Source organism: Nitrosospira sp. TNL200, assembly GCF_055386305.1.
Window position 1 is genome coordinate 932485 of record NZ_AP041003.1, and the last position, 20212, is coordinate 952696.

A 20212-nucleotide genomic window follows, 5' to 3' on the forward strand; every position below is an offset into this window, starting at 1 on the left:
TTTGCTTAATTGAGTAGAAAAAGAGGTTTATAAGAAAAACATTCAAAATCATCCAAGGAAATAATGAAAAAATTTGCTAGCGCGGGAGCGGTAATGATATCGGTGGCGGGTTTTGTAGGTAATGTCAATGCATCCATGATCACCTGGAACACCGAAACCGGCGGAAGTTCGACCACGATCAGCTGCACCAGCGGGGTAGGAAATGGCTGCATCTTTACCCGAAGCGGGGATGTGCTGAAGGCAAGGGCCTATTCCACCAACAACGACAGCGGTACGGGGGATTTCAAGAAAGCCACGATCAACGTCTATGATGGCGGTATCGGAGTGAGAAATCCGGACCAAAGCGAGGAAAACAGCTCGCCCAATCATTCAATCGATAATTACGGCAGGGACGATCTCGTGGTATTCGAGTTCAGCAGCACCACGTTCAGTCCGGAGAGCTTCATGATCGGCTGGAAGAGTGGCGATGCCGACATACGCGCGTGGATAGGCGGAGATACGCTTGCGGCAGGCTATAACTTCGCTGGTACCGCATTTTCCGACCTCGCAAGCCTGGGTTTTACGATGTTCAGCTTCAACAATGTTGCTGTCGATACCGTGAAAAACTTCAATACGGACCTGACGGGCCGTTATTTGATTTTTGCTCCGCAACCTTATAATTCCGGTGGTGGCGACAAGAACTATGACTATTTCAAGATCAGTCAGATTAAGGGGGAATATATAACAGTCCTGCCGGATACCCCCGTGTCGGAACCTGGAACACTGGCCCTGATGGGAATCGCCCTGGTTGGGCTCTGGGCAAAGGGACGGCGGCGCACGGTTTAATTGGTCGAGGAATTGAAAGACATAACAATAATAAAGCAGCAGCAAAAATAATAATAATCGCAGATCAGGATCGGGGGGCGATTTTGTCGGCTCATGACACATCCCCTGATCCTGATTATTTTTCTGGGCGTTTCGGCATTACAGAGGAACGGAAAGTTTTTTGAAATGCTTCGTACGTCAAAATGGCGAGGTAATGGCTACCGCGCCAAGGCAGGATATTGACCATCGTCGATATTGTCCTATTGGTGATGGTGCAGTGACTGCGTTTCTCTTGCCGCCACTCCCGCGGGATTTTCCACGCGAATCTGGTAGCTTTCGTGGCATGCACTGCATTTTTTCATCGACTCGCTCAACTGGCGCAAGGTATGTTTCGGATCTCTCAGTGACTCTGCATCCGCCGCTATCTTGTCGAAGTCCTTATGAGTCGCCATGCCCAGCTGCATGAATTCTTTCGGAATCACCGCGAGAAGATGATCCTCGCCCTTGTGCGCCATTCCCATGCCGAGAGCGCGCGCATGAGCCGCGACCGCGGCCATATCCTCCCTGGATAGCGCTTCCAGGATATTTCCTGTTCCCGATAGCAGGGCGCGCATCTCGGTCAGCACGTGATTCCGCTGATGCTCCGCGAGCGGCAGCACCTTGCGTTTATCCGTTTCGTTGGCCATCGCCGTTGTCGTCATAACGGTGAAACCCAGCATCATCGCAAGAATCTTCTTCAAATCGATCTCCCGTTTCAGGTTGATTTTTGCACGGTACTCCATGCCGAAGCACCCTGAATCATTGCAGCTTCGCTTGTACGCGGTCAAGCCATTCCTGTGCCAGATCGGTGTCCGGGTTGCCGCAATTCCGTCGTGTCTTGCGTGCAATCGCGCTTTTTCCTAGCGCAATTGCGCCCTACCGCCGGACTCCTATGCGGTCGGGTTAAGCTCCGGGATATGAACAAGGTCCACCGCATGTTCCGGTAGTATGGGACTGACGTAGACCACGCCATCGATTTCGGGCGCATCGGTGCTGCTACAGGTAATGGTGCTATTTTTTGCGTTTCACGCACCAGAGAGTAGGGTGCAATAAAGCAAAGCGCATTGCGCCCTACCTCCCGCTACCTCCCGCCCGTCACGGCCGTACCTCTCTTGCTCTCAAATCATGCGTGTCCGAGCCGACGATCTCGACTTCGATCAAATCCCCGGGGTTTCGATTCTTCGCATTGCGGATATAGACCACGCCATCAATTTCGGGCGCGTCCGCCGCGCTGCGGGCGATGGCGCGATTTTTCTGCACTTCATCCACCAGTACGAGCATGCGCCGGCCGATTTTTCCCCTCAGGCGCGCGGTGCTGATTTTTTCCTGCACTGCCATGAAGCGGGCGCGCCGTTCTTCTTTTACTTCCTCCAGAACGGGATCGGGCAAGGCATTTGCCGCTGCACCCTCGACCGGCGAGTAGGCGAAACATCCCACGCGGTCCAGTTGCGCTTCTTCGAGGAATTCCAGAAGCTGTTCAAATTCTACTTCGGTTTCGCCGGGGAAGCCCACGATGAATGTGCTGCGAAGCGTGATTTCCGGGCAGATCTCCCGCCATTGCCGAATGCGTGCCAGGTTATTCTCGGCGCTTGCGGGACGCCTCATCGCCTTGAGAACGCGAGGATTGGCATGCTGGAACGGCACGTCGAGGTAAGGAAGAATTTTTCCTTCGGCCATCAGCGGAATCACTTCATCGACATGGGGATAGGGATAGACATAGTGCAGCCGTATCCACGCACCCAGGCTTCCCAGGGCGCTGGCGAGTTCCGTCATGCGGGTCTTGAGCGGCCGGCCTCGCCAGAAGCCGGTGCGGTATTTGATATCGACCCCGTAAGCGCTGGTGTCCTGCGAAATGACGAGCAGTTCCTTTACGCCCGCCGCTACCAGGTTTTCCGCTTCCTGCATGACCTGGTTGATGGGGCGGCTGACGAGATCGCCCCGCATGGATGGAATGATGCAGAAGGTGCAGCGGTGATTGCAGCCCTCCGATATCTTGACGTAAGCATAATGCCGCGGGGTGAGTTTTATTCCCTGGGGCGGAATCAGGCTGGTGAAGGGATCATGGGGTTGCGGGAGATGCTGGTGCACCGCCGCCATGACTTCGGGCAATGCCTGCGGACCGGTGACAGCCAGCACCTGGGGATGGGCGCGCCTTATCACCTCACCTCCTTCCTTTGCGCCGAGGCAGCCGGTAACGATGACCTTGCCATTTTCGGCAAGCGCTTCCCCGATCGCATCCAGGGATTCTTCCACGGCGCTATCGATGAAGCCGCAGGTATTGACGACCACGATGTCGGCGTCTTCGTAGGTAGAGGAGGTGGCATAACCTTCCGCGCGCAACTGCGTCAGAATCTGCTCGGAATCCACCAGTGCCTTGGGGCAGCCAAGCGAGACGAAGCCGATTGTCGGGGGTGATTCTTCAGGTCGAGGCATAGTCGATCAGGGGTGCATCGGGTGATGAAAAATACGGCGAATGGAATGGTACCGGACCGTATCGAAGTTTTGTGACGAAGCGGCGGACTCAGGCATGATCAGGCATGATGAGAGAAAAGCTGGTTGGCAAGCCAGATCGAGCTGATGCCCAGCGTTATCAGCGCGACCTGCTGGATGGTTGCACCGATCTCCGGCCGCTTGTGCAGGCCAGGAATCAGATCAGACATCGCGACGTAGATCATGCTGGCGGCAGCCAACCCCAGCAGCGAAGGAATGAGATGATTCACATCCTGCAGCATGAAATAGGTCAAAATTCCCCCCAGGAGCGTGGCGAAACTGGATAGAAGGTTGAATAGCAGGGCCTGCCGCCGAGTATAGCCCGAATTGAGCAGTATCAGGAAATCCCCGGCTTCCTGGGGGATTTCATGGGCGATGATGGCGATCGAGGTCACGATTCCCAATTGTATGTCCGCCATGAAAGCGGCCGCGATCAGTATGCCGTCGACAAAATTATGGAATGTATCGCCGAGCATGATCAACATGCCGCTGCGGCCGTTGTCATGTTCATGGCCGGGCGCGGCGGCCATGGTGACGGAGGGCAGGTGCTCATGCGCTTCGCATTCCTCGCTGTGGCAGTGGCGCCATAGCACCAGTTTTTCGAGGATGAAAAATAACAGTATCCCGAACAGGACCGTGGCAGTCATTCGTCCCGGCTCCTGCGAAAGCTCGAGCGCTTCGGGCATGGCATTGAGGAAAGCCGCACCCAGCAGCGCGCCTATGGCGTAGGAAACCAGCATCTGCACCCATACGGCGCGCGTATTGAGCGTCAGCGCAGCGGCGAACAGGATGCTTAGCAAGCCGCCAACCAGGCTGGTGCCTATGATCCAGGCAAGAGTGGACATGAATCGTTCGCAAAAAATGCGGCATTATACGCGTTGCCGCATGGAAAATGGGCTATCGGCTCGCCACCGCTATCTGCATGCCCAAGATGATCTGGCTTCAGGTGGGTGGCAGCGCTACGGGAAGCAGTGCCATTCAGCGGCGAACGCGGCAAACGCGGGGCGGAAGGCCAGAGGCATTGGGGCACGTGGGTGGTGGGCGGCTCCTTAGGTCAGCCAGATCAAGCCAGCCATCCGCCCGGTTTGACCATCGCGGCGATAGGAGAAAAACTTTTCGGGATTACTGAATGTGCACTCGTTTCCACCATGGATCTCGGTAATACCGGCCCTGTTGAGCGACAGCCGCGCCAGTAGGAAAAGATCGGCAAGCCACCTGGGTGTTTGCGCGGCGGCGTGGCGGCGGAAAGCCCGGGTGGATAGCGGGTCCCGTGCGACGAACGCCTCGCGCACTTCGTCGCCAACTTCGAAATGATCGGGTCCGATCGCGGGGCCCAGCCAGGCCATGAGACAGAGATCCGCATGGCTGGACTCGCGCATTTCCGATATCGCCTGCTCGATCACCCCCGTTGCAAGGCCGCGCCAGCCGGCATGAATGGCGCCGACCAGCGTGCCTGCACGGTCGCATATCAGTATCGGCAGGCAATCAGCCGCCATTACCGCACAAACGCTGCCGGGACGAGAGCTGAATGAGGCGTCCGCGTGGCAGGGAATCGAACAGTCGTCATGATCGGCGTTCAACACGCGCCTGCCATGCACTTGCTTCAGCCACATTGGCTCGGATGGCAATATCTCCCGCAGCAGCAGGCGATTCCTGCTGACGATTTGCGGATCATCCCCGACGTGATCGCCCAGATTGAAAGTGGCATAAGGATCTCTGCCAACTCCGCCGTTGCGCGTGGTAAACAACGCCCGGACGTTGCCTGGAGCGGGCCACTGCGGCATGATCCAGTCACGCATGGAAGGGAATCTGCGGAACTGTTCCGCGTTGCCGCAATACCGACAGCAGGCTATGCATATCCTCGGGCAACGCGACTTCCCACTCCACTCGCCCACCATGCTGCGGATGAGCGAGTTCCAGCTTTTGCGCATGCAAGGCTTGTCTGGAGAAACCGGAAAGGCATTGCGCGAGGCAGGAGGAGATGTCTTTTGGCCGGCCTCCGTATACCTGGTCGCCCAGGAGCGGATGCCCGATGGATTGCATGTGCACGCGAATCTGATGCGTGCGCCCCGTCTCGAGGCGGCACCGAAGCAACGTGCAGCCATCGAGCATTTCCTCGGGATGATAGGCAGTCTGGGCTGGCTTGCCCCCGGCGGTGATGGCCATTCTGGTGCGCTGGACCGGATGCCGACCCACGGGAGCATCCACCCATCCACCGGTGGAAACCTGGCCGAGCACTAGTGCAAGATATTCGCGCTTGACCGATCGTTCCTGCAGTTGGCGCACCAGGCTGGTTTGAGCTTGCAGGGTCTTTGCCACAACCAGCAGTCCGCTGGTGTCCTTGTCCAGCCGATGGACGATGCCCGCGCGCGGCACGGCATTCAATCCGGGCGCATGATGCAGCAAGGCATTCAGCATGGTTCCCTGCCAGTTGCCGCTGCCGGGATGCACGACCATTCCGGCTGGTTTATTGATGACCACGATGGCGTCATCCTCGTGAACGATGTCCAGCGGCAAGGCTTCGGGCGTATGGCCGGCTTGCGCCGGATTCCCGGAAAGCTCGACTTGGATCTCGATCTGTTCTCCACCCCATACTTTCTGTTTTACAGTCGCTTTTTTTCCATCGATACTGATCTGGTTTTCCAGTATCCATGTTTGCAGTCGTGTGCGGGACCAGTCTGGCAAGAGGCGGGCCAGCGCAAGGTCGAGACGCATTCCCGCCAACTCGGCGGGAATGGTCAGCACCGAAACTGCTTTCGCGAGTTCGGGCAACGGCGGCTTTGCGTTATAATATGCGCCCGTTTCCCTATTTTCCCGTGAAGTGACCATGTCCCGTAGTGTAGCGTTATTCGTGGCGTTGCTGCTATCCGGATGCGGCCTGCTGTTATCAGGGTGTGGCTTGCTGCCCAAGCAGAATGCGGACGATTCCAAGAACTGGTCGGCGCAAAAATATTATTCCGAAGCAAAAAATGAGCTGACTGAAGGGAATTACAGCGCGGCCATCAAGCTGTTCGAGCAGCTGGAAGCAAGATATCCGTACGGCCGCTATGCGCAGCAGGCGCAGCTGGAAGTTGCCTATGCGCATTACAAGGATGGGGAGCAGGCGGCGACCATTGCCTCTGCCGACAGGTTCATCAAGCTGCATCCCAACCATGTCAATGTAGACTACGCTTATTACCTCAAGGGGTTGGCCAACTTCAACGATGACCTGGGCCTGATGGGCATCGTAACGGAAAGAATTCTGAAGCAGGATATGAGCGAACGGGACCCGAAGGCGTCACGGGAATCGTTCGAGAATTTCAGGGAACTGGTTACCCGTTTTCCAAAAAGCAAGTATGCTCCGGATGCCGTGCAACGGATGAAGCATCTCGTGAACGTCGTGGCATTGAACGAGGTGCAGGTCGCGCGTTATTACATGAAACGCGGAGGCTACGTTGCCGCAGCCAATCGCGCGCAATATGCATTAAAGGAATATCCGCAGACGCCAGCTACCGAAGAGGCATTGTTTATAATGACGAAAGCATACGATGCGCTGGGGATGACAGATCTGCGCGACGATGCCGAGAGAGTGATGAGGAAGAACTTTCCCAATAGCCGTTTTTACTCCGATTCGACCGGCCCCACCGGCGAACCCTGGTGGAGTTTCTGGTAGTTCCGGCGCATTCAAAAAATTCGCTTCTGCCGGGAATTCACGGGAATGCTCATTCAGGATGCTCCCGCTCGCGCGAGATTTCCGGATAATCCTGCTGCTTCCGGGACGCTGGACTCATTCTGCAACCGGATCGCCAGCACATCGCAAGTGGCATGGTGCAGCACGTTGCTCGCCGTCGAGCCCAGTAACAGGGCGAGGCCATGACGCCCGTGCGAGCCGACGATGATCAAATCGACCTGTTCCTGCTCGGCAAGCCTGACGATTTCCTGGCCAGGCACTCCCCATACCATCCACCGGCGGGCCGGCTCGATATTCAAACGGGCGCCTATCTCATTCAGCCTCGATTTTTCCACTTCCAGCAATTCGTATGAAGAATCGCCGGTCATGGAAATCATCGTTCCATACGCCATATCGGGCATCGGAATATTGTCCAGCACATGGATGATGCTCAGTCTGGCCCGAAGCGTTTCCGCCAGATGCCCGGCCTTCCGGATGACATACTCATCGGTTTCAGCAAAGTCCACGGCAAGTAAAATATGGTGGTAGTCGTTCATGGTGGTCTCGAGTGGATCGTGTTTCTGGCGAAGGAGCGCCCCGGAGCGTGGCCCGAGGAGCTCTGCGGAGCGTGGATCGGGCAGCGGAGGGGATGTTTCGACCGCACCACAGTATTGTTGGGGCGCAGGCAACCGCGCAATCAGTTATTTTCGTATGCCACCGATTGTTGCAGCTTGAGCATGGTACTCAGGATCTTCCATACATTTTCCACGATCCGCTCCTGGGCGGATGCCGTCGGGTGTATTCCATCCGACTGGAAAAATTCACGTTTGTTGCCGAAGCCGTCCAGCAGGAACGGAACCAGCTTGAGCCCGTGTCGCTTGGCCAGTTGCGGGTAAATATCCTGAAACTTTTGGGTGTAGGCTATGCCATAATTGGGAGGCAGTTGCATTCCGGTCAGCAGGACGGTTGCTTTGCTTCGCTGGCATGCTTCAATGATTGCTTCAAGGTTGTCGCGTATGGAGTCGATCGATGCTCCACGCAATCCGTCATTACCGCCAAGCTCGAGAATGACGATATCCGGCCGATGCGTTTTAAGCGCCTGTTCGATTCGGACGCGCCCCCCGGAAGCGGTTTCGCCACTGAGGCTTGCATTGACGAGGCGCACCTGCGATTGAGCTTGCAGCCGTCTTTTCAGCAAACTAACCCATCCCGTGTCTTGCGGCAGGCCATAGCCGGCAGACAAACTGTCGCCAAATACCATCACAGTAGTGGAATTGGCCGTGGCATCGGGCACGGCCGCTGCGCTCGATCTGGCGAGCGGAATACTTGCAAGAATAGAAAGTATAATCAGGAATTTTTTCATGACGGATAATGTTGTTGTACGGCCTATTGTGCAGGCAATTGCCTTGACCAAGCAAGTCAGCACTGGCGACGCACAGCTTACAATCCTGGAGGATATCAACCTCGAAATAAATGCGGGCGATTCAGTGGCCGTGGTTGGCGCCTCCGGTTCGGGAAAGTCGACATTGCTTGGCCTGCTCGCAGGATTAGATATTCCGTCGGCCGGCAAGGTTCAACTTGGTGGAGAAGATATATTCCTGCTGGACGAGGATGCTCGCGCGGCGGTACGGGCACGCATGCTGGGTTTCGTTTTTCAGTCATTCCAGTTATTGCCTGCATTGACGGCAATGGAGAATGTCATGCTGCCCCTGGAACTCGCGGGGGTGGACACGGCGGAGGCCGCGGCTTTGGAGATGCTCGATCGGGTGGGGCTTCGACACCGGCTGAAGCATTATCCCAAGCAGTTGTCGGGCGGTGAGCAGCAACGGGTCGCGATTGCACGGGCGTTCGTTACCCAGCCGCAGTTGCTGCTGGCGGATGAGCCTACTGGAAACCTCGATTCTGCTACCGGCGCACAAATTATAGAATTGATGTTCGAGCTGAATCGGGAGCGGGGTACCACATTGATTCTGGTTACGCATGACGATGCGATTTCCAGCAGGTGCGCTTCGCGGATACGGCTGGCTGGGGGAAGAATCGTAACATGACATGGACGGGGCATATGAGAGGAAACCGGAATGGGCCAACTGAGCGGCTTGCATCCGGAAAGTATCCACCTGCCTCTTCACCTGTTGTCCTGGTAAATTTTCCGGAATCCATCTGATGGCCGTTCCTTCTCCGGCGGAACGCGCGGTACCGCCCAACCGCCGCTTTCGGGCTACCATGACCGCTCTCGTGCTGCTTGCACTGGCGGCAAGCGCATGGGTCTGGCGCAGCCAGGGCAGCGCGACAGACACCAAGGGCAGGGCCGAGAAGCCTGTTCAGGTCGTGACCACCATGATAAAGCGGGAGGATGTACCCATCAGGCTCAGCGCGAACGGGACGGTAACCCCGCAGCAAACGGTTGCGGTCCGGCCTCAACTCAGCGCGATGATCAGGTCGGTGCATATCAGGGAGGGGCAGTTCGTACGTCAGGGGGAGAGGCTGTTCACGCTGGATGCGCGTACCGAAGACGCCAATCTCAGCCGGACCGAAGGCCAGCTTGCCAGGTCGCGGGCAGACCTAAAGAATGCCGAGCGCAATCTCAAGCGTCAGCGTGATTTGTTTGAACAGCACTTTATTTCGGAGGCTGCGCTGGAAGTGGCGCAGAATCAAGTGGAGAGCCTGCGCGGCCAGCTTGCGGTGGACGAGGCGAGTGTGCGCGCAATGCGCGTCGCGCGCGGTTTCAGCGAAATCCTGGCGCCGATCTCCGGCCGTACTGGCGCCATTTCGGTATATCAAGGCAGCCTGGTGCTGCCGAATGATGCATTGGTGAGCATCACGCAGATCGATCCGATCAACGTCAGCTTCAACCTGCCCGAGCGTGAATTCGTGCCATTGCAGGATGCGCTTGTAAAGGGCGATGTGCCCGTCTATGTGGAGCTCGATGACTCGGGCAGGCTGTCCCGTAAAGGACGCCTGATATTCATCGATAATGCTGTCGATACCGCCAGCGGAACGATAGCCCTCAAGGCCGAGTTTCCCAATGCGGACAGCCACCTCTGGCCAGGCATGTTCGTTCGGGTCGCATTGTCGCCGAGCACCTTGACGGAGGCGCTTACGGTTCCCGTGCAATCTGTCCAGAACGGGCCCGAAAGAAAATTTCTCTACGTGATCGATGGGCAAAACAAGGCCGATACGCTTTCCGTGAGCGTGCGCCTGATCCAGGACGGCCTTGCGGTCATAGAAGGGCCTTCCGTCGCGTCAGGAACACGGATTGTCATGGAGGGTGCGCAAAACCTCAGGCCCGGCAGCGTAGTGGTGGAGGGGCCAAGAAAAACCGGCAGGTCGGGCGATGGATAGACGCCACATTTTCCCGGCACGCATGGCCGGATTCGCATAGCGGCGCCAGAAAAATGAATCTCTCCGAATTATGCATTCGCCGCCCGGTCATGACGGTATTGCTGTCAGCCTCGGCGGTGGTCGCGGGAATCATAGCCTACGGCGGCTTGCCGATCGCGGCCCTGCCGAGCTACGACTCGCCCACCATCACCGTGACGGCGGTGCTCCCCGGCGCCGGGCCCGAGACGATGGCTTCCTCCGTGGCGACCCCGCTCGAACGCCAGTTTTCCACCATTTCGGGTCTTTCGGTAATCAGTTCGACGAGCACGCTCGGCAATACGCAGATTACGCTGGAGTTCGAGCAGGATCGCAACATCGATGACGCGTCCATAGATGTCCAGGCGGCGCTGCTGCGGGCGCAGCGCGCATTGCCGGCAGAAATGACGACACCGCCTTCCTACCGCAAGATCAATCCCGCGGAGTCTCCCATCCTTTTCCTTGCGTTGACATCGCCATCCATGTCGCTGTCCGATTTGAACAGCTATGTCGAGGATCTTATCGCGCCTACGCTATCCACGATTACCGGCGTGGCGCAGGTGCAGATCAACGGGCAGAAAAAATATGCTGTGCGCGTACTCGTGGATGCGGAAGCGCTTGCCGTGCGCAATCTGACTCTGGACGATATCGCAAATGCGCTGCGCACCGCCAATGCCAACACGCCGGTGGGCACTCTCGAAGGACCGCGCCAGGCCCTGACCATACAGGCCAATCGCCAGCTCAGTAGTGCAGCCGAATTTGCGAAACTTATCGTGGCGACATCTCCCGCCGGAAACCCGGTGCAGCTTTCGGAAGTGGCCGAAGTGAAGGACAGCGTGGAATCCGTCAAGATTGCGAGCTGGCTCAATGGCGAGCCGTCGGTTACGCTTTCTGTCCAGCGCCAGCCGGGTGCGAATACCGTGGCAACGGTCGATGCGATCAAGGCAGCCATCCCTCCGCTGGTCGCACAGATGCCGTCATCCATCCATCTCAGGTTTACCAGCGACCGTTCGGTTTCGATCCGGGAAGCCATTCATGACGTGCAGGTGACCCTCGGGATCACCATCATTCTGGTGCTGCTGGTGATTTTCCTGTTTCTGCGGAAGCCTTCAGCTACGCTGATACCCGCGCTTTCCCTGCCGATTTCATTGCTGGGCACGGTTGCAATGATGCGCGTTCTCGGCTACAGCCTGGACAACATCTCCCTGCTCGCCATCACGCTCGCAGTCGGGCTGGTGGTGGACGATGCCATCGTGATGCTGGAGAATATCGTGCGTCACATAGAGAAGGGGATGCCGCCGTTGCAGGCGGCTTTGCTGGGTTCAAAAGAAGTCAGCTTTACCATCATCTCGATTTCGCTTTCACTGGTTGCGGTGTTCATACCGATTTTTTTCATGCCGGGGGTGATCGGGCTTCTTTTTCATGAATTTGCCGCTGTCGTCGGCATCGCCGTGCTGATGTCGGCCGTGGTATCGCTCACGCTGGTCCCGGTCATGACCAGCCGCTACATTCGCGGGCATGAGCAGGATGGGGGCAGCCTGAAGTGGACGGAGTGGTTCGAGCGGGGGTTTGCGCGGATGCTTTCGCTTTACGAACGCGTGCTTGATCTCGCCTTGCTGCATCATCGTTTCGTGCTTGGCATCGCCATCGCCACTTTTGTTGCCACTGGCGTGCTGTTTGCAATTCTACCAAAGGGGTTTTTTCCCACCGAGGACATCGGGCAGGCTCTGGTCACGGTGGAGGCAGTCGAGGATATTTCGTTTCCTGCCATGGCCGAGCTGGTGCTGCGCGCGGACAAAGTGATCCGTTCGAACCCGGCGGTGGAGACGTTGAATGCCAATGCCACCGATAGCAATAGCGCGCGGCTTTTCATGGTTCTCAAGCCCCGCGGCGAGCGGCCGCCGATCGACCAGGTCATCGAAAGCCTGCGCCGGGAAGTGAGCGCCATACCGGGAATAAACGTGTTCATCAATCCCATCCAGAACCTCAGGCTCGGCGGCCGTACCAGCAAGAGCCGGTACCAGTACGTCTTGCGCAGCGTAAATGCCGAAGAACTGCATGCAGCGGCCGAGAACCTCATGGGACGCATGCGGGAGGCGTCGATATTCCGCGACGTGACCAGCGATTCGCAGCTGAAAGGGTTGCAGGCCAAGCTGGATATCGATCGCGACAAGGTCAACCTGCTGGGCGTGCAAATGTCCGACATACGTTCCGCCTTGTATAGCGCATTCGGCGAGCGCCAGGTTTCCACGATATATACTTCCACCGATAGCTACCAGGTGATCCTGCAGATGGGCGCGGAAGACCGCGCGGATGAAACCGCTTTTGGAAAAATCTATTTGCGGTCCAGCAGCGGCGCGCTGGTCCCATTGTCCAGTGTCGCATCGGTGAAACGCGAGGCGGGACCGGTGGCGATCAATCACGCGGGACAATTGGGGGCATTGACGATCTCGTTCAACCTGGCGCCTGGCGCGGCGCTTGGGGATGCGTCCAAAAACATCGAACAATTCAAGCGCGAGCTGGATATGCCGCCCAGCATTCTGACGAACTACGCAGGCGATGCAGCGGCCTTCCAGTCGTCCCAGGCAAGTCAGATCGTGCTTATCGTCGCTGCGCTGTTGGTGATATACGTGCTGCTCGGCGTACTCTACGAGAGCTATATCCATCCGCTCACGATTCTTTCCGGACTGCCGTCCGCGGCAGTCGGCGCGCTGGCCATGCTCTGGCTATTCAAAATGGAACTATCCATCATCGCCATGATCGGTATTCTGATGCTGATCGGCATCGTCAAGAAGAATGCCATCATGATGATCGATTTTGCGCTCGATGCGCAGCGCAACGACGCCCTTCCGCAGCGCGAAGCCATCCGGACCGCCTGCCTGCTGCGTTTTCGTCCGATCATGATGACCACTCTTGCCGCGCTGATGGGTGCGATTCCCATCGCTCTCGGATTGGGTGCGGGCGCCGAACTGCGCCAGCCCCTGGGTCTTGCGGTGGTCGGTGGCCTCCTGTTCTCGCAAGTGATCACGCTTTTCATTACACCGGTAATCTATCTTTATCTGGATCGTTTTTCCGGAGAGGGACCGCTCAAGCTGGAAACGGACCTGGCTCCCAAGTTGCAGCAGCAGAACTAGGGAAGCGCTGAAAGCCTACACAGCGCATTTTGCGAAGCAATGGCTGCGATTTCCCCTCATTGCCAGCGATAACCCATGCAGGACCGGTTGATGTATTATAAACCTGAATCTGGCAATTAACCGCTCATTTCCAGTTTAGAGCCATGATCCACAAAAACTTTTCGCGGTACTCGACATTCATCTGTATGGCGAGTCCAGAAACTGCATACTTCACCCTGTTCAACGGTGGGATTCAGGATGAACCTCGTTAGACTTTCCCTGCGGATGCTGCGCCGCGACTGGCGCGCGGGCGAACTGCGGGTGCTTGCATTTGCACTGGTGATCGCGGTCGGCGGGATGACTACCGTAGGATTTTTCGCTGATCGGGTGCAGCTTGGGCTTTCCCGCCAGGGAAACCAGTTGCTTGGCGCGGATCTGGTCATTGTTTCAGACCATGTGCTGTCTACCAGCTATGCCGAGGAAGCCAGGCAGCTCGGGTTGTCTGTATCCACGGCGATCAAATTTCCGAGCATGGCGGGGAAGGGGGATAGCAGCATCCTGAGCGAGATCAAGGCGGTAACGGCAGGATATCCCCTTCGTGGGGAACTGCGCATCAGCGAGGGTTTCGGGACAGCCTCGTCAACGCGGATCGCTCATGTCGCTGATGCGATTCCATCCCGAGGTTCGGCCTGGGTGGATGAAAAACTCATGGTTCACCTCGATCTCCATCGCGGTGACACAATCGAACTGGGCGTGAAGCATTTTACCGTGGCAGCGCTGATAACACAGGAACCCGATTACTCGATCGGATTCATAAACTTGAGACCGCGGGTCCTCATCAATGCGGATGATCTGGCGGCAACCGGACTGGTGCAGCAGGGGAGCCGGATCAGCTATCGGCTGCTGGTTTCCGGGGAGGATGGCGCAGTCGAAAAGTTTCGTGGCTGGGCTGAATCGCGTTTGATGCTGGGGGAAAGGATCGAAGGCATACGGGACGCACGTCCGGAGATAAAAGCTGCGCTGGAACGGGCGGAAAAGTTTCTAAGCCTGGCGGCCTTGGCAAGCGTGGTTCTGGCGGCCGCGGCCGCGGCACTCGCCGTACGGCGCTTTATCCAGCGCCATCTCGATGGATGCGCGGTGATGCGCTGTCTGGGGGCCAGTCAGTCGTCCATGCTGCGCCTGTACATGTACCATTTCATCATGCTGGGAATCATTGCGAGCAGCGCTGGGTGCATTCTTGGCATCATCGCCCAGGAGGTCCTGGCTTACTGGCTGTCGGGGGTGGTGAAGGCAGAGCTGCCCTGGCCCAGCGCGTGGCCGGCGATACATGGATTGCTTACCGGCATGGTGCTGTTGCTTGGTTTTGCGTTGCCGCCCTTGCTCAATTTGCGCAGTGTTCCGGCGTTGCGCGTACTGCGGCGCGACATCGGCGCACCCAATTCCCATAGCGTGACGGGTTATCTCTCGGGACTGGGTGCGCTGGCGCTGCTTTTTCTATGGAAAGCGGGCGATGCGCGCCTGGGGCTGTCTGTGATGGGGGGATTCGTCGGGGCCATAATCGTCTTTGGTTCGCTCGGTCTGGTTCTGGTAAGAATGCTGTCGCACATGCGCGGGCAGACGGGTGGTGCGTGGCGCTATGGCCTGGCGAGCATCCGGCGGCGCGCCACCGCCAGCGTGGTGCAGGCGGTTGCCTTGGGGCTGGGCCTTATGGCTTTGCTTGCGTTGACACTGATCCGGGATGACCTGCTGCAGAATTGGCGCACCAGTCTTCCACCAGATGCTCCCAACCATTTCCTCGTCAATATCCAGGAAGATCAAATACAGCCATTGGCAGAGTTTTTTCGCCGGCATCATGTTGCGCAGCCACCGGTGTTTCCCATGATTCGAGCGCGCCTGACCGCGATCAACGACAAGCCGATCGTCTCCAGGGATTATGCGGACGAACGGGCCAGGCGGCTGGTGGAGCGCGAATTCAATCTTTCATGGGCCACGGAAGTGCCAAGCGATAACCAGATAATTCAGGGCAAGTGGTGGAAGCGCGGGGAAAAAGGGGACACCGAGCTTTCGTTGGAGGAGGATATTGCAAAAACCATAGGCGCCGGTCTCGGCGACAGGCTGACTTACGATATAGCGGGAAGCGTCTTCTCGGGCACGGTCACCAGCCTGCGCAAAGTGGATTGGGACACGTTCCGCGTGAACTTTTTCGTGCTTACGCCCCCTGGTATCCTGGAAGATTACCCAGCCAGCTACATTACGAGTTTTCACCTTCCCGAGCAGGATGCGGAGTTGACGAACAAGTTGATAAAGGCATTTCCCAACCTGCTTTTGATCGATGTGGCAGAGATCATCAACCAGGTGCAAAAAATGATAGGACAGGTAACGAAAGCAGTGGAATTCGTTTTCCTGTTTACGCTCCTGGCGGGACTGTCGGTATTATATGCCGCGATCGTTTCCACCCAGGATGAGCGCATTCGGGAAGCTGCGATTTTCCGTACCCTGGGAGCAAGGCGCGGACAGCTGGCGCGGGCCTGGGCTTCCGAGTTTGCGATTCTCGGCGCGTTTGCCGGACTGTTTGCCGCTGCGGGAGCTACCGCAATGGGATATGTCATCGGCGAGTATGTGTTGAACCTCGCTTATACTTTCAACCCATGGATATGGCTGACCGGCCTGCTGACTGGAAGCGTGGGCGTGACTCTGGCGGGATTGATCGGAACCCGATCAGCGCTTTCGACACCGCCGTTGATGACGTTGCGGAAGGTTTGAGGGATCCATTCAGCGCCTCCCGGAATGATTTCTTCGATTTCTTCTTGTGACCGTAAATGACAGGCCTGGAATGGATCGCCGCATTGCTCATCTCGATATGGATGCTTTCTATGCGTCGGTCGAGCTGCTGCGCTACCCGGAACTGCGCGGCCAGCCGGTCGTAATCGGTGGTAGCGGAGAAGAGGAACCCGCGCTTCGCAAGGATGGTACGCGGCTTTTTGGAAGACTGAAAAGCTATGCGGGGCGTGGTGTCGTCACCACGGCGACTTACGAGGCGCGAATCTTCGGCATATCCTCTGGCATGGGCCTGATGAATGCGGCCCGGCTGGCGCCGGATGCCATTTTGCTGCCTGCCGACTTCCAGCGCTATCGTCATTATTCCCAATTGTTTAAAGCCGCGGTGGCAACCGTGGCGCCGAAGATCGAGGATCATGGCATCGATGAAATTTATATCGACCTGACTGATCTCGCCATCGATACCGCAGCTATCGCCCAGCGCATCAAACAGGCCGTGCAGGGAGCGACCGGGCTTTCCTGTTCCATTGGCATCGCTCCAAACAAGCTGCTGTCGAAAATATGCTCGGATCTCGAAAAGCCGGATGGCCTCACCATCCTTGATCAAGCAGGGACCCCGGCCCGCATCTGGCCACTGGCGGTAAAAAAAATAAATGGAATCGGGCCCATAGCCGCGGGAAAACTCGAAACTTTGGGTATTGCCACCATAGGGCAACTCGCATGTGCCGCCCCGGATTTTCTCCAGCTGAACTTTGGTTTCAGCTACGGCCGCTGGCTGCACGAAGTGGCTCACGGGAGAGACGACCGGCCAGTGATCATCAACTCCGAGCCTAAATCGCTTAGCCGGGAGACCACATTCGAGCGCGATCTTCATCCCCGTCTTGACCGTTCCATCCTGTCCGGGATTTTTACGGGTTTGTGCGTCGATCTGGCAAAGGATCTGCAGCGCAAAGGCTATGTCGCTCGCACTATCGGCATCAAGTTGCGATTCGGGGATTTCCAGACGGTAACGCGTGCCAGCACCTTGGTTGAGCCAACTGCCGATGCCATGGTTATCCGCCGGGCTGCAGAAAGATGCTTGCGGCGGATATCGCTGGACCGGAGGCTGCGGCTGCTGGGTGTGCGCGCGAGTGCACTATCTCCCGGCAGTCTTTCCGCTGCTTCAGCCGTTTCTCTCCAGAAGGAATTGCCATTCGTATCCTAGCAGCCTGCCGGACCTAGGGAAGCGCTGAATAAATCTCCGCTGGCGCGGCGGTGGCATTGCGGGATGGAATGCGCGAAAGGCGACGATGCGAATGGCTGATCCCCTTCGCCAGGAGCCTGACAAGGCAGACCACCCGCAAATCCCCGTCCCATAAGGGTTGCGGTAAAATCGGGCACTCATGGCGTTGCGCTCCTTGGCATCGCAGTCCAAGCTACGACCTGCGTCGCGCGCCTTATGATCATCCCGATTTTACCAGCAACGCGCTCAGCAAGGATTTATTCAGCGCTTCCCTAAAGGAAATCGGCTGCAAAAGCATCTGGCTGGTTTATATTTCGCTACTTTTTCGACCAATAGAACGACTATTGGTCTTCAAAATCGTCAAAATTTACCCTCACCCAGTCACATTTTCGCTTCGATACTTCAAGTCCGACAGGCTGCTAGGCCGCCGGCGGCTGCCTGTTTTTCCGTAGCCAGCGGAAAAAAAATACATAGATGAATGCCGGGATGAACGGAAAGATCCACGGAAAGATCTGGTTCAACCAGGCAGCATAAAAACTGTTCATATAACGGGCTTTGGCGGAAACGCAGGCTTCCGCCGCTGGAACGCGGCAGGCGAGCTCGATTTCCAGAGAAACCTGGACATGTGCCCGCCACAGCCAGTAGGCCATCGCGACCGCGAAAACAGTGAGCAGCAGCGTAAAAAGCGTAATGGCGCCTTTTTGCCGTGATATGAGATGCATGACTTCGGCTGCCGGGAAAAGGATGGTCAAGAGGCGGGATCGCATCGTGGTCGGAGGCAGGAGTCCAGGCGAAGCCGGCGATTGCAGCAACACAGAACCACTCGGCCAGCGACTCCTTGCCCCCGCCCGAATGATGTACTTCGGGCTGGAACTTGTCAAGGGAACACCCGGCCGGGGCAGGCTTCGAACGGCAACCCCGCAGAGGATGACAGGCGCAACCTCATGACAACTCCGCCTCGTGTGCCGGGAATGTGTCAGGCATTGCGAAAGCGCGTGCGCTGGATGACGGTGATGGACAGCAGCGGCAGGACAAATCCGATCAGGGTAACCGCAATCAGAAGCGTGCCGAGCTCGCTGTAATCGGCCGGAACCGTGATTTGCCCTGTCGCTGGATCCTTTACTTCCCGTGTAACCGTAAAGATCTGGTTTATGTACTTGGTGGCAAGCTGGGAAGCGGATAATGCCAGGTTGGTGAAGGAGGCCATCACCGCGAAAAAGGTTGCCTTGAGCCTTTCCGGCGCCGAGTTTGCGATCCAGGCCAGCATGGGTATCATGGCAATCTGACCCAGGGGCGATTCCAGGGCGGTGTCAATCACGGCAATGAACCGGGCGTCCACTACGCCGCCGGTTACCGAAGCCGTCCATTCGTGCAGGCCGAAATACATGCCGATGATGGGGAGCGACAGCAGACTTCCCAGGATAGTAAGGGAGGCGATGATATAGGCGATGGACCGCTCGGCCATGAAGCGCCGAAAAATGAACATTCCTGCGAGGGTCAACGTTGCGCCGATGAGTGACAAGGTTGCGAGAAATTGCTGGTCGAAGCCCAGTTCGTCGATCATCCACCAGGTCGAGCCCGCTCCCGGCCCCGGCACTGCCCGAAATACAAATATCAATACTGCTGTCCCGACCAGCACGTTGCGCGCTTCGGGCTCGAGTTCGCCGGTCAAACGCCACATCAAGAAAATGACGATGGCCATGGAAACGAGAAAAATAATTTCTTCCGCTCCCGGGATACGGCTAAGGCCAACGCTGAGGGAGACCAGGGTAAAGGCCAGCCCTCCTCCCAGAATCCACCAGTTGACTGGTGGGGGAGGGGCCTGGCTTTCGAGCAGCGCGCGGCTTTCCTCCCGGCCAAGGCCCTTTGCCCTCAGCCTCGCCATATCGCGCCAGCGCAGCCAGGCGGCGAACAAAACGCCGCAGACCGAAGCGCCCGGAATGATGAGGGCAAGCTCATAGACGAACAGGTAGGCTGCAGCCTTTTCTTCATTGGGCAGATCATTGACGCCCTGCAGCAAGAAAACGTTCATGAGCGATACCAGCACGCCTCCGGAAATGATGGCGACGCGCCCGAGAGTCTGCATGGTGACATGCATCGACTTGCGCTCATCCAGGGAGAGCGTCTTGCTATCGGCATCGATTCGCGGCACTGCTTCGACTGTCATCGCATCCGCCACGACATCCTGCAACACATACCCTATGGGCGCAAGTAATGACGATGTCACGTACCAGGCTTCCACCGAAGCGATGGCCCGCATCGCGTCGAGATGTCCCAGCAGGCCGACCATGATCAGGATGCTCATCGTGATCAGACCCGCTCCCACGTATACCAGCAGGCTTTTCCATCGCCACGCCAGATCGACCAGATGCCCCAGCGGCATCTTCAGGGCCCATGGGAGCATCATCCAGAACCCAAGCGCCGCGAGAAATTCGGCGGTAAGCCCCAGTTGCTCCTTCACGTAAAATGTGCCAACGATACTGGTCAGCCCCGAAATGCCTGCGGCCGCATAAACCATGAGCGGAGGCAGGTAGGAAAGCCGCATTTCCCGTCCCAGGGAAAAAATGTTGGTATCGAGCCAGCGACCGATGGCATCTGCGAATCCTCGCGCGCGAACGGCACTGGGTGCTATTTCGGGTTTATCCTGTTGCATCGCGGTTATTCTGTTCCGGGGTTATCCGTGCTTGATATGGATTCAGAGTGCTTTTTCGCCATCTCGACAGGTTTTGCGCATAGCACAGGAAGCACAGGAGGGATTGA

Annotated in this window: 16 protein-coding genes; 7 read left to right on the plus strand and 9 right to left on the minus strand. The window is 57.3% G+C overall.

All coding sequences use genetic code 11. The features are described 5' to 3' along the window. Positions 1-63 precede the first annotated feature (63 nt). A complete protein-coding gene (locus tag ACZ5CE_RS04205) occupies positions 64-825 on the plus strand; it encodes a PEP-CTERM sorting domain-containing protein (protein WP_464576516.1) in 762 nt (253 codons plus the stop codon). 239 nt (positions 826-1064) lie between these two features. Here the strand turns inward: ACZ5CE_RS04205 and ACZ5CE_RS04210 are convergent, their stop codons facing one another. The 5 genes from ACZ5CE_RS04210 to rluD form a co-directional block, all read right to left on the minus strand. Further along, positions 1065-1691 (minus strand): hypothetical protein, encoded by a 627-nt coding sequence (locus ACZ5CE_RS04210; RefSeq protein ID WP_464576518.1) that lies wholly within the window; start codon positions 1689-1691, stop codon positions 1065-1067. Positions 1692-1938: 247 nt separating this feature from the next. After that, the gene (rimO, locus tag ACZ5CE_RS04215) at positions 1939-3276 is read right to left on the minus strand and encodes a 30S ribosomal protein S12 methylthiotransferase RimO (protein ID WP_464576519.1); all 1338 of its coding nucleotides are present in this window, start codon (positions 3274-3276) and stop codon (positions 1939-1941) included. 98 nt (positions 3277-3374) lie between these two features. Beyond that, a complete protein-coding gene (locus ACZ5CE_RS04220) occupies positions 3375-4178 on the minus strand; it encodes a ZIP family metal transporter (RefSeq protein WP_464576521.1) in 804 nt (267 codons plus the stop codon). 204 nt (positions 4179-4382) lie between these two features. Then, entirely contained in the window at positions 4383-5132 is a 750-nt protein-coding gene (gene pgeF, locus ACZ5CE_RS04225) for a peptidoglycan editing factor PgeF (RefSeq protein ID WP_464576523.1), read from the minus strand. Then, on the minus strand, positions 5125-6162 hold the full coding sequence (gene rluD, locus ACZ5CE_RS04230) for a 23S rRNA pseudouridine(1911/1915/1917) synthase RluD (RefSeq protein ID WP_464576525.1): 1038 nt from the start codon (positions 6160-6162) through the stop codon (positions 5125-5127). The genes pgeF and rluD overlap by 8 nt, the downstream gene beginning before the upstream one ends. On the opposite strand from rluD, the gene ACZ5CE_RS04235 reads away from it, so the two are divergent. After that, the gene (locus ACZ5CE_RS04235) at positions 6161-6985 is read left to right on the plus strand and encodes an outer membrane protein assembly factor BamD (RefSeq protein ID WP_464576527.1); all 825 of its coding nucleotides are present in this window, start codon (positions 6161-6163) and stop codon (positions 6983-6985) included. The two genes, rluD and ACZ5CE_RS04235, sit on opposite strands and share 2 nt — an antisense overlap. Positions 6986-7038: 53 nt before the next feature. Here the strand turns inward: ACZ5CE_RS04235 and ACZ5CE_RS04240 are convergent, their stop codons facing one another. Together ACZ5CE_RS04240 and ACZ5CE_RS04245 are read right to left on the minus strand one after the other, a co-directional pair. Then, positions 7039-7539, minus strand: coding sequence for a universal stress protein (locus tag ACZ5CE_RS04240; protein ID WP_464576528.1), 501 nt, complete (start codon positions 7537-7539; stop codon positions 7039-7041). Between the two features lie 140 nt (positions 7540-7679). Next, the gene (locus ACZ5CE_RS04245; protein ID WP_464576530.1) at positions 7680-8345 is read right to left on the minus strand and encodes an arylesterase; all 666 of its coding nucleotides are present in this window, start codon (positions 8343-8345) and stop codon (positions 7680-7682) included. Here ACZ5CE_RS04245 and ACZ5CE_RS04250 point away from each other — a divergent pair. The 5 genes from ACZ5CE_RS04250 to dinB all read left to right on the plus strand — a co-directional run bounded on the left by ACZ5CE_RS04250 (position 8344) and on the right by dinB (position 17434). Then, positions 8344-9030: an ABC transporter ATP-binding protein gene (locus ACZ5CE_RS04250; protein ID WP_464576532.1), complete on the plus strand. Its 687-nt coding sequence runs from the start codon at positions 8344-8346 to the stop codon at positions 9028-9030. The genes ACZ5CE_RS04245 and ACZ5CE_RS04250 overlap by 2 nt on opposite strands. A 115-nt stretch (positions 9031-9145) precedes the next feature. Continuing rightward, positions 9146-10324 (plus strand): efflux RND transporter periplasmic adaptor subunit, encoded by a 1179-nt coding sequence (locus ACZ5CE_RS04255; RefSeq protein WP_464576533.1) that lies wholly within the window; start codon positions 9146-9148, stop codon positions 10322-10324. A gap of 53 nt (positions 10325-10377) precedes the next feature. Beyond that, entirely contained in the window at positions 10378-13473 is a 3096-nt protein-coding gene (locus ACZ5CE_RS04260) for an efflux RND transporter permease subunit (protein WP_464576535.1), read from the plus strand. Positions 13474-13710: 237 nt separating this feature from the next. Beyond that, the gene (locus ACZ5CE_RS04265; protein ID WP_464576537.1) at positions 13711-16215 is read left to right on the plus strand and encodes an ABC transporter permease; all 2505 of its coding nucleotides are present in this window, start codon (positions 13711-13713) and stop codon (positions 16213-16215) included. Between the two features lie 70 nt (positions 16216-16285). Beyond that, a complete protein-coding gene (gene dinB / locus ACZ5CE_RS04270; RefSeq protein ID WP_464576539.1) occupies positions 16286-17434 on the plus strand; it encodes a DNA polymerase IV in 1149 nt (382 codons plus the stop codon). A 437-nt stretch (positions 17435-17871) separates the two neighbouring features. Here the strand turns inward: dinB and ACZ5CE_RS04275 are convergent, their stop codons facing one another. Together ACZ5CE_RS04275 and ACZ5CE_RS04280 are read right to left on the minus strand one after the other, a co-directional pair. Then, the gene (locus ACZ5CE_RS04275) at positions 17872-18174 is read right to left on the minus strand and encodes a hypothetical protein (protein WP_464576540.1); all 303 of its coding nucleotides are present in this window, start codon (positions 18172-18174) and stop codon (positions 17872-17874) included. Between the two features lie 254 nt (positions 18175-18428). Continuing rightward, the gene (locus ACZ5CE_RS04280) at positions 18429-20105 is read right to left on the minus strand and encodes an MFS transporter (RefSeq protein WP_464576542.1); all 1677 of its coding nucleotides are present in this window, start codon (positions 20103-20105) and stop codon (positions 18429-18431) included. Between the last annotated feature and the right edge of the window lie 107 nt (positions 20106-20212).

Excerpts from the sequence above, each read along its gene's own strand:
- ACZ5CE_RS04280 (WP_464576542.1), bottom strand. The coding sequence starts at position 20,105 with ATGCAACAGGATAAACCCGAAATAGCACCCAGTGCCGTTCGCGCGCGA.
- dinB (WP_464576539.1), top strand. The coding sequence starts at position 16,286 with ATGGATCGCCGCATTGCTCATCTCGATATGGATGCTTTCTATGCGTCG.
- rluD (WP_464576525.1), bottom strand. The coding sequence starts at position 6,162 with ATGGTCACTTCACGGGAAAATAGGGAAACGGGCGCATATTATAACGCA.
- ACZ5CE_RS04205 (WP_464576516.1), top strand. The coding sequence starts at position 64 with ATGAAAAAATTTGCTAGCGCGGGAGCGGTAATGATATCGGTGGCGGGT.
- ACZ5CE_RS04240 (WP_464576528.1), bottom strand. The coding sequence starts at position 7,539 with ATGAACGACTACCACCATATTTTACTTGCCGTGGACTTTGCTGAAACC.
- ACZ5CE_RS04260 (WP_464576535.1), top strand. The coding sequence starts at position 10,378 with ATGAATCTCTCCGAATTATGCATTCGCCGCCCGGTCATGACGGTATTG.
- rimO (WP_464576519.1), bottom strand. The coding sequence starts at position 3,276 with ATGCCTCGACCTGAAGAATCACCCCCGACAATCGGCTTCGTCTCGCTT.
- ACZ5CE_RS04235 (WP_464576527.1), top strand. The coding sequence starts at position 6,161 with ATGTCCCGTAGTGTAGCGTTATTCGTGGCGTTGCTGCTATCCGGATGC.
- ACZ5CE_RS04275 (WP_464576540.1), bottom strand. The coding sequence starts at position 18,174 with ATGCATCTCATATCACGGCAAAAAGGCGCCATTACGCTTTTTACGCTG.
- ACZ5CE_RS04250 (WP_464576532.1), top strand. The coding sequence starts at position 8,344 with ATGACGGATAATGTTGTTGTACGGCCTATTGTGCAGGCAATTGCCTTG.
- ACZ5CE_RS04255 (WP_464576533.1), top strand. The coding sequence starts at position 9,146 with ATGGCCGTTCCTTCTCCGGCGGAACGCGCGGTACCGCCCAACCGCCGC.
- ACZ5CE_RS04265 (WP_464576537.1), top strand. The coding sequence starts at position 13,711 with ATGAACCTCGTTAGACTTTCCCTGCGGATGCTGCGCCGCGACTGGCGC.
- pgeF (WP_464576523.1), bottom strand. The coding sequence starts at position 5,132 with ATGCGTGACTGGATCATGCCGCAGTGGCCCGCTCCAGGCAACGTCCGG.
- ACZ5CE_RS04220 (WP_464576521.1), bottom strand. The coding sequence starts at position 4,178 with ATGTCCACTCTTGCCTGGATCATAGGCACCAGCCTGGTTGGCGGCTTG.
- ACZ5CE_RS04245 (WP_464576530.1), bottom strand. The coding sequence starts at position 8,345 with ATGAAAAAATTCCTGATTATACTTTCTATTCTTGCAAGTATTCCGCTC.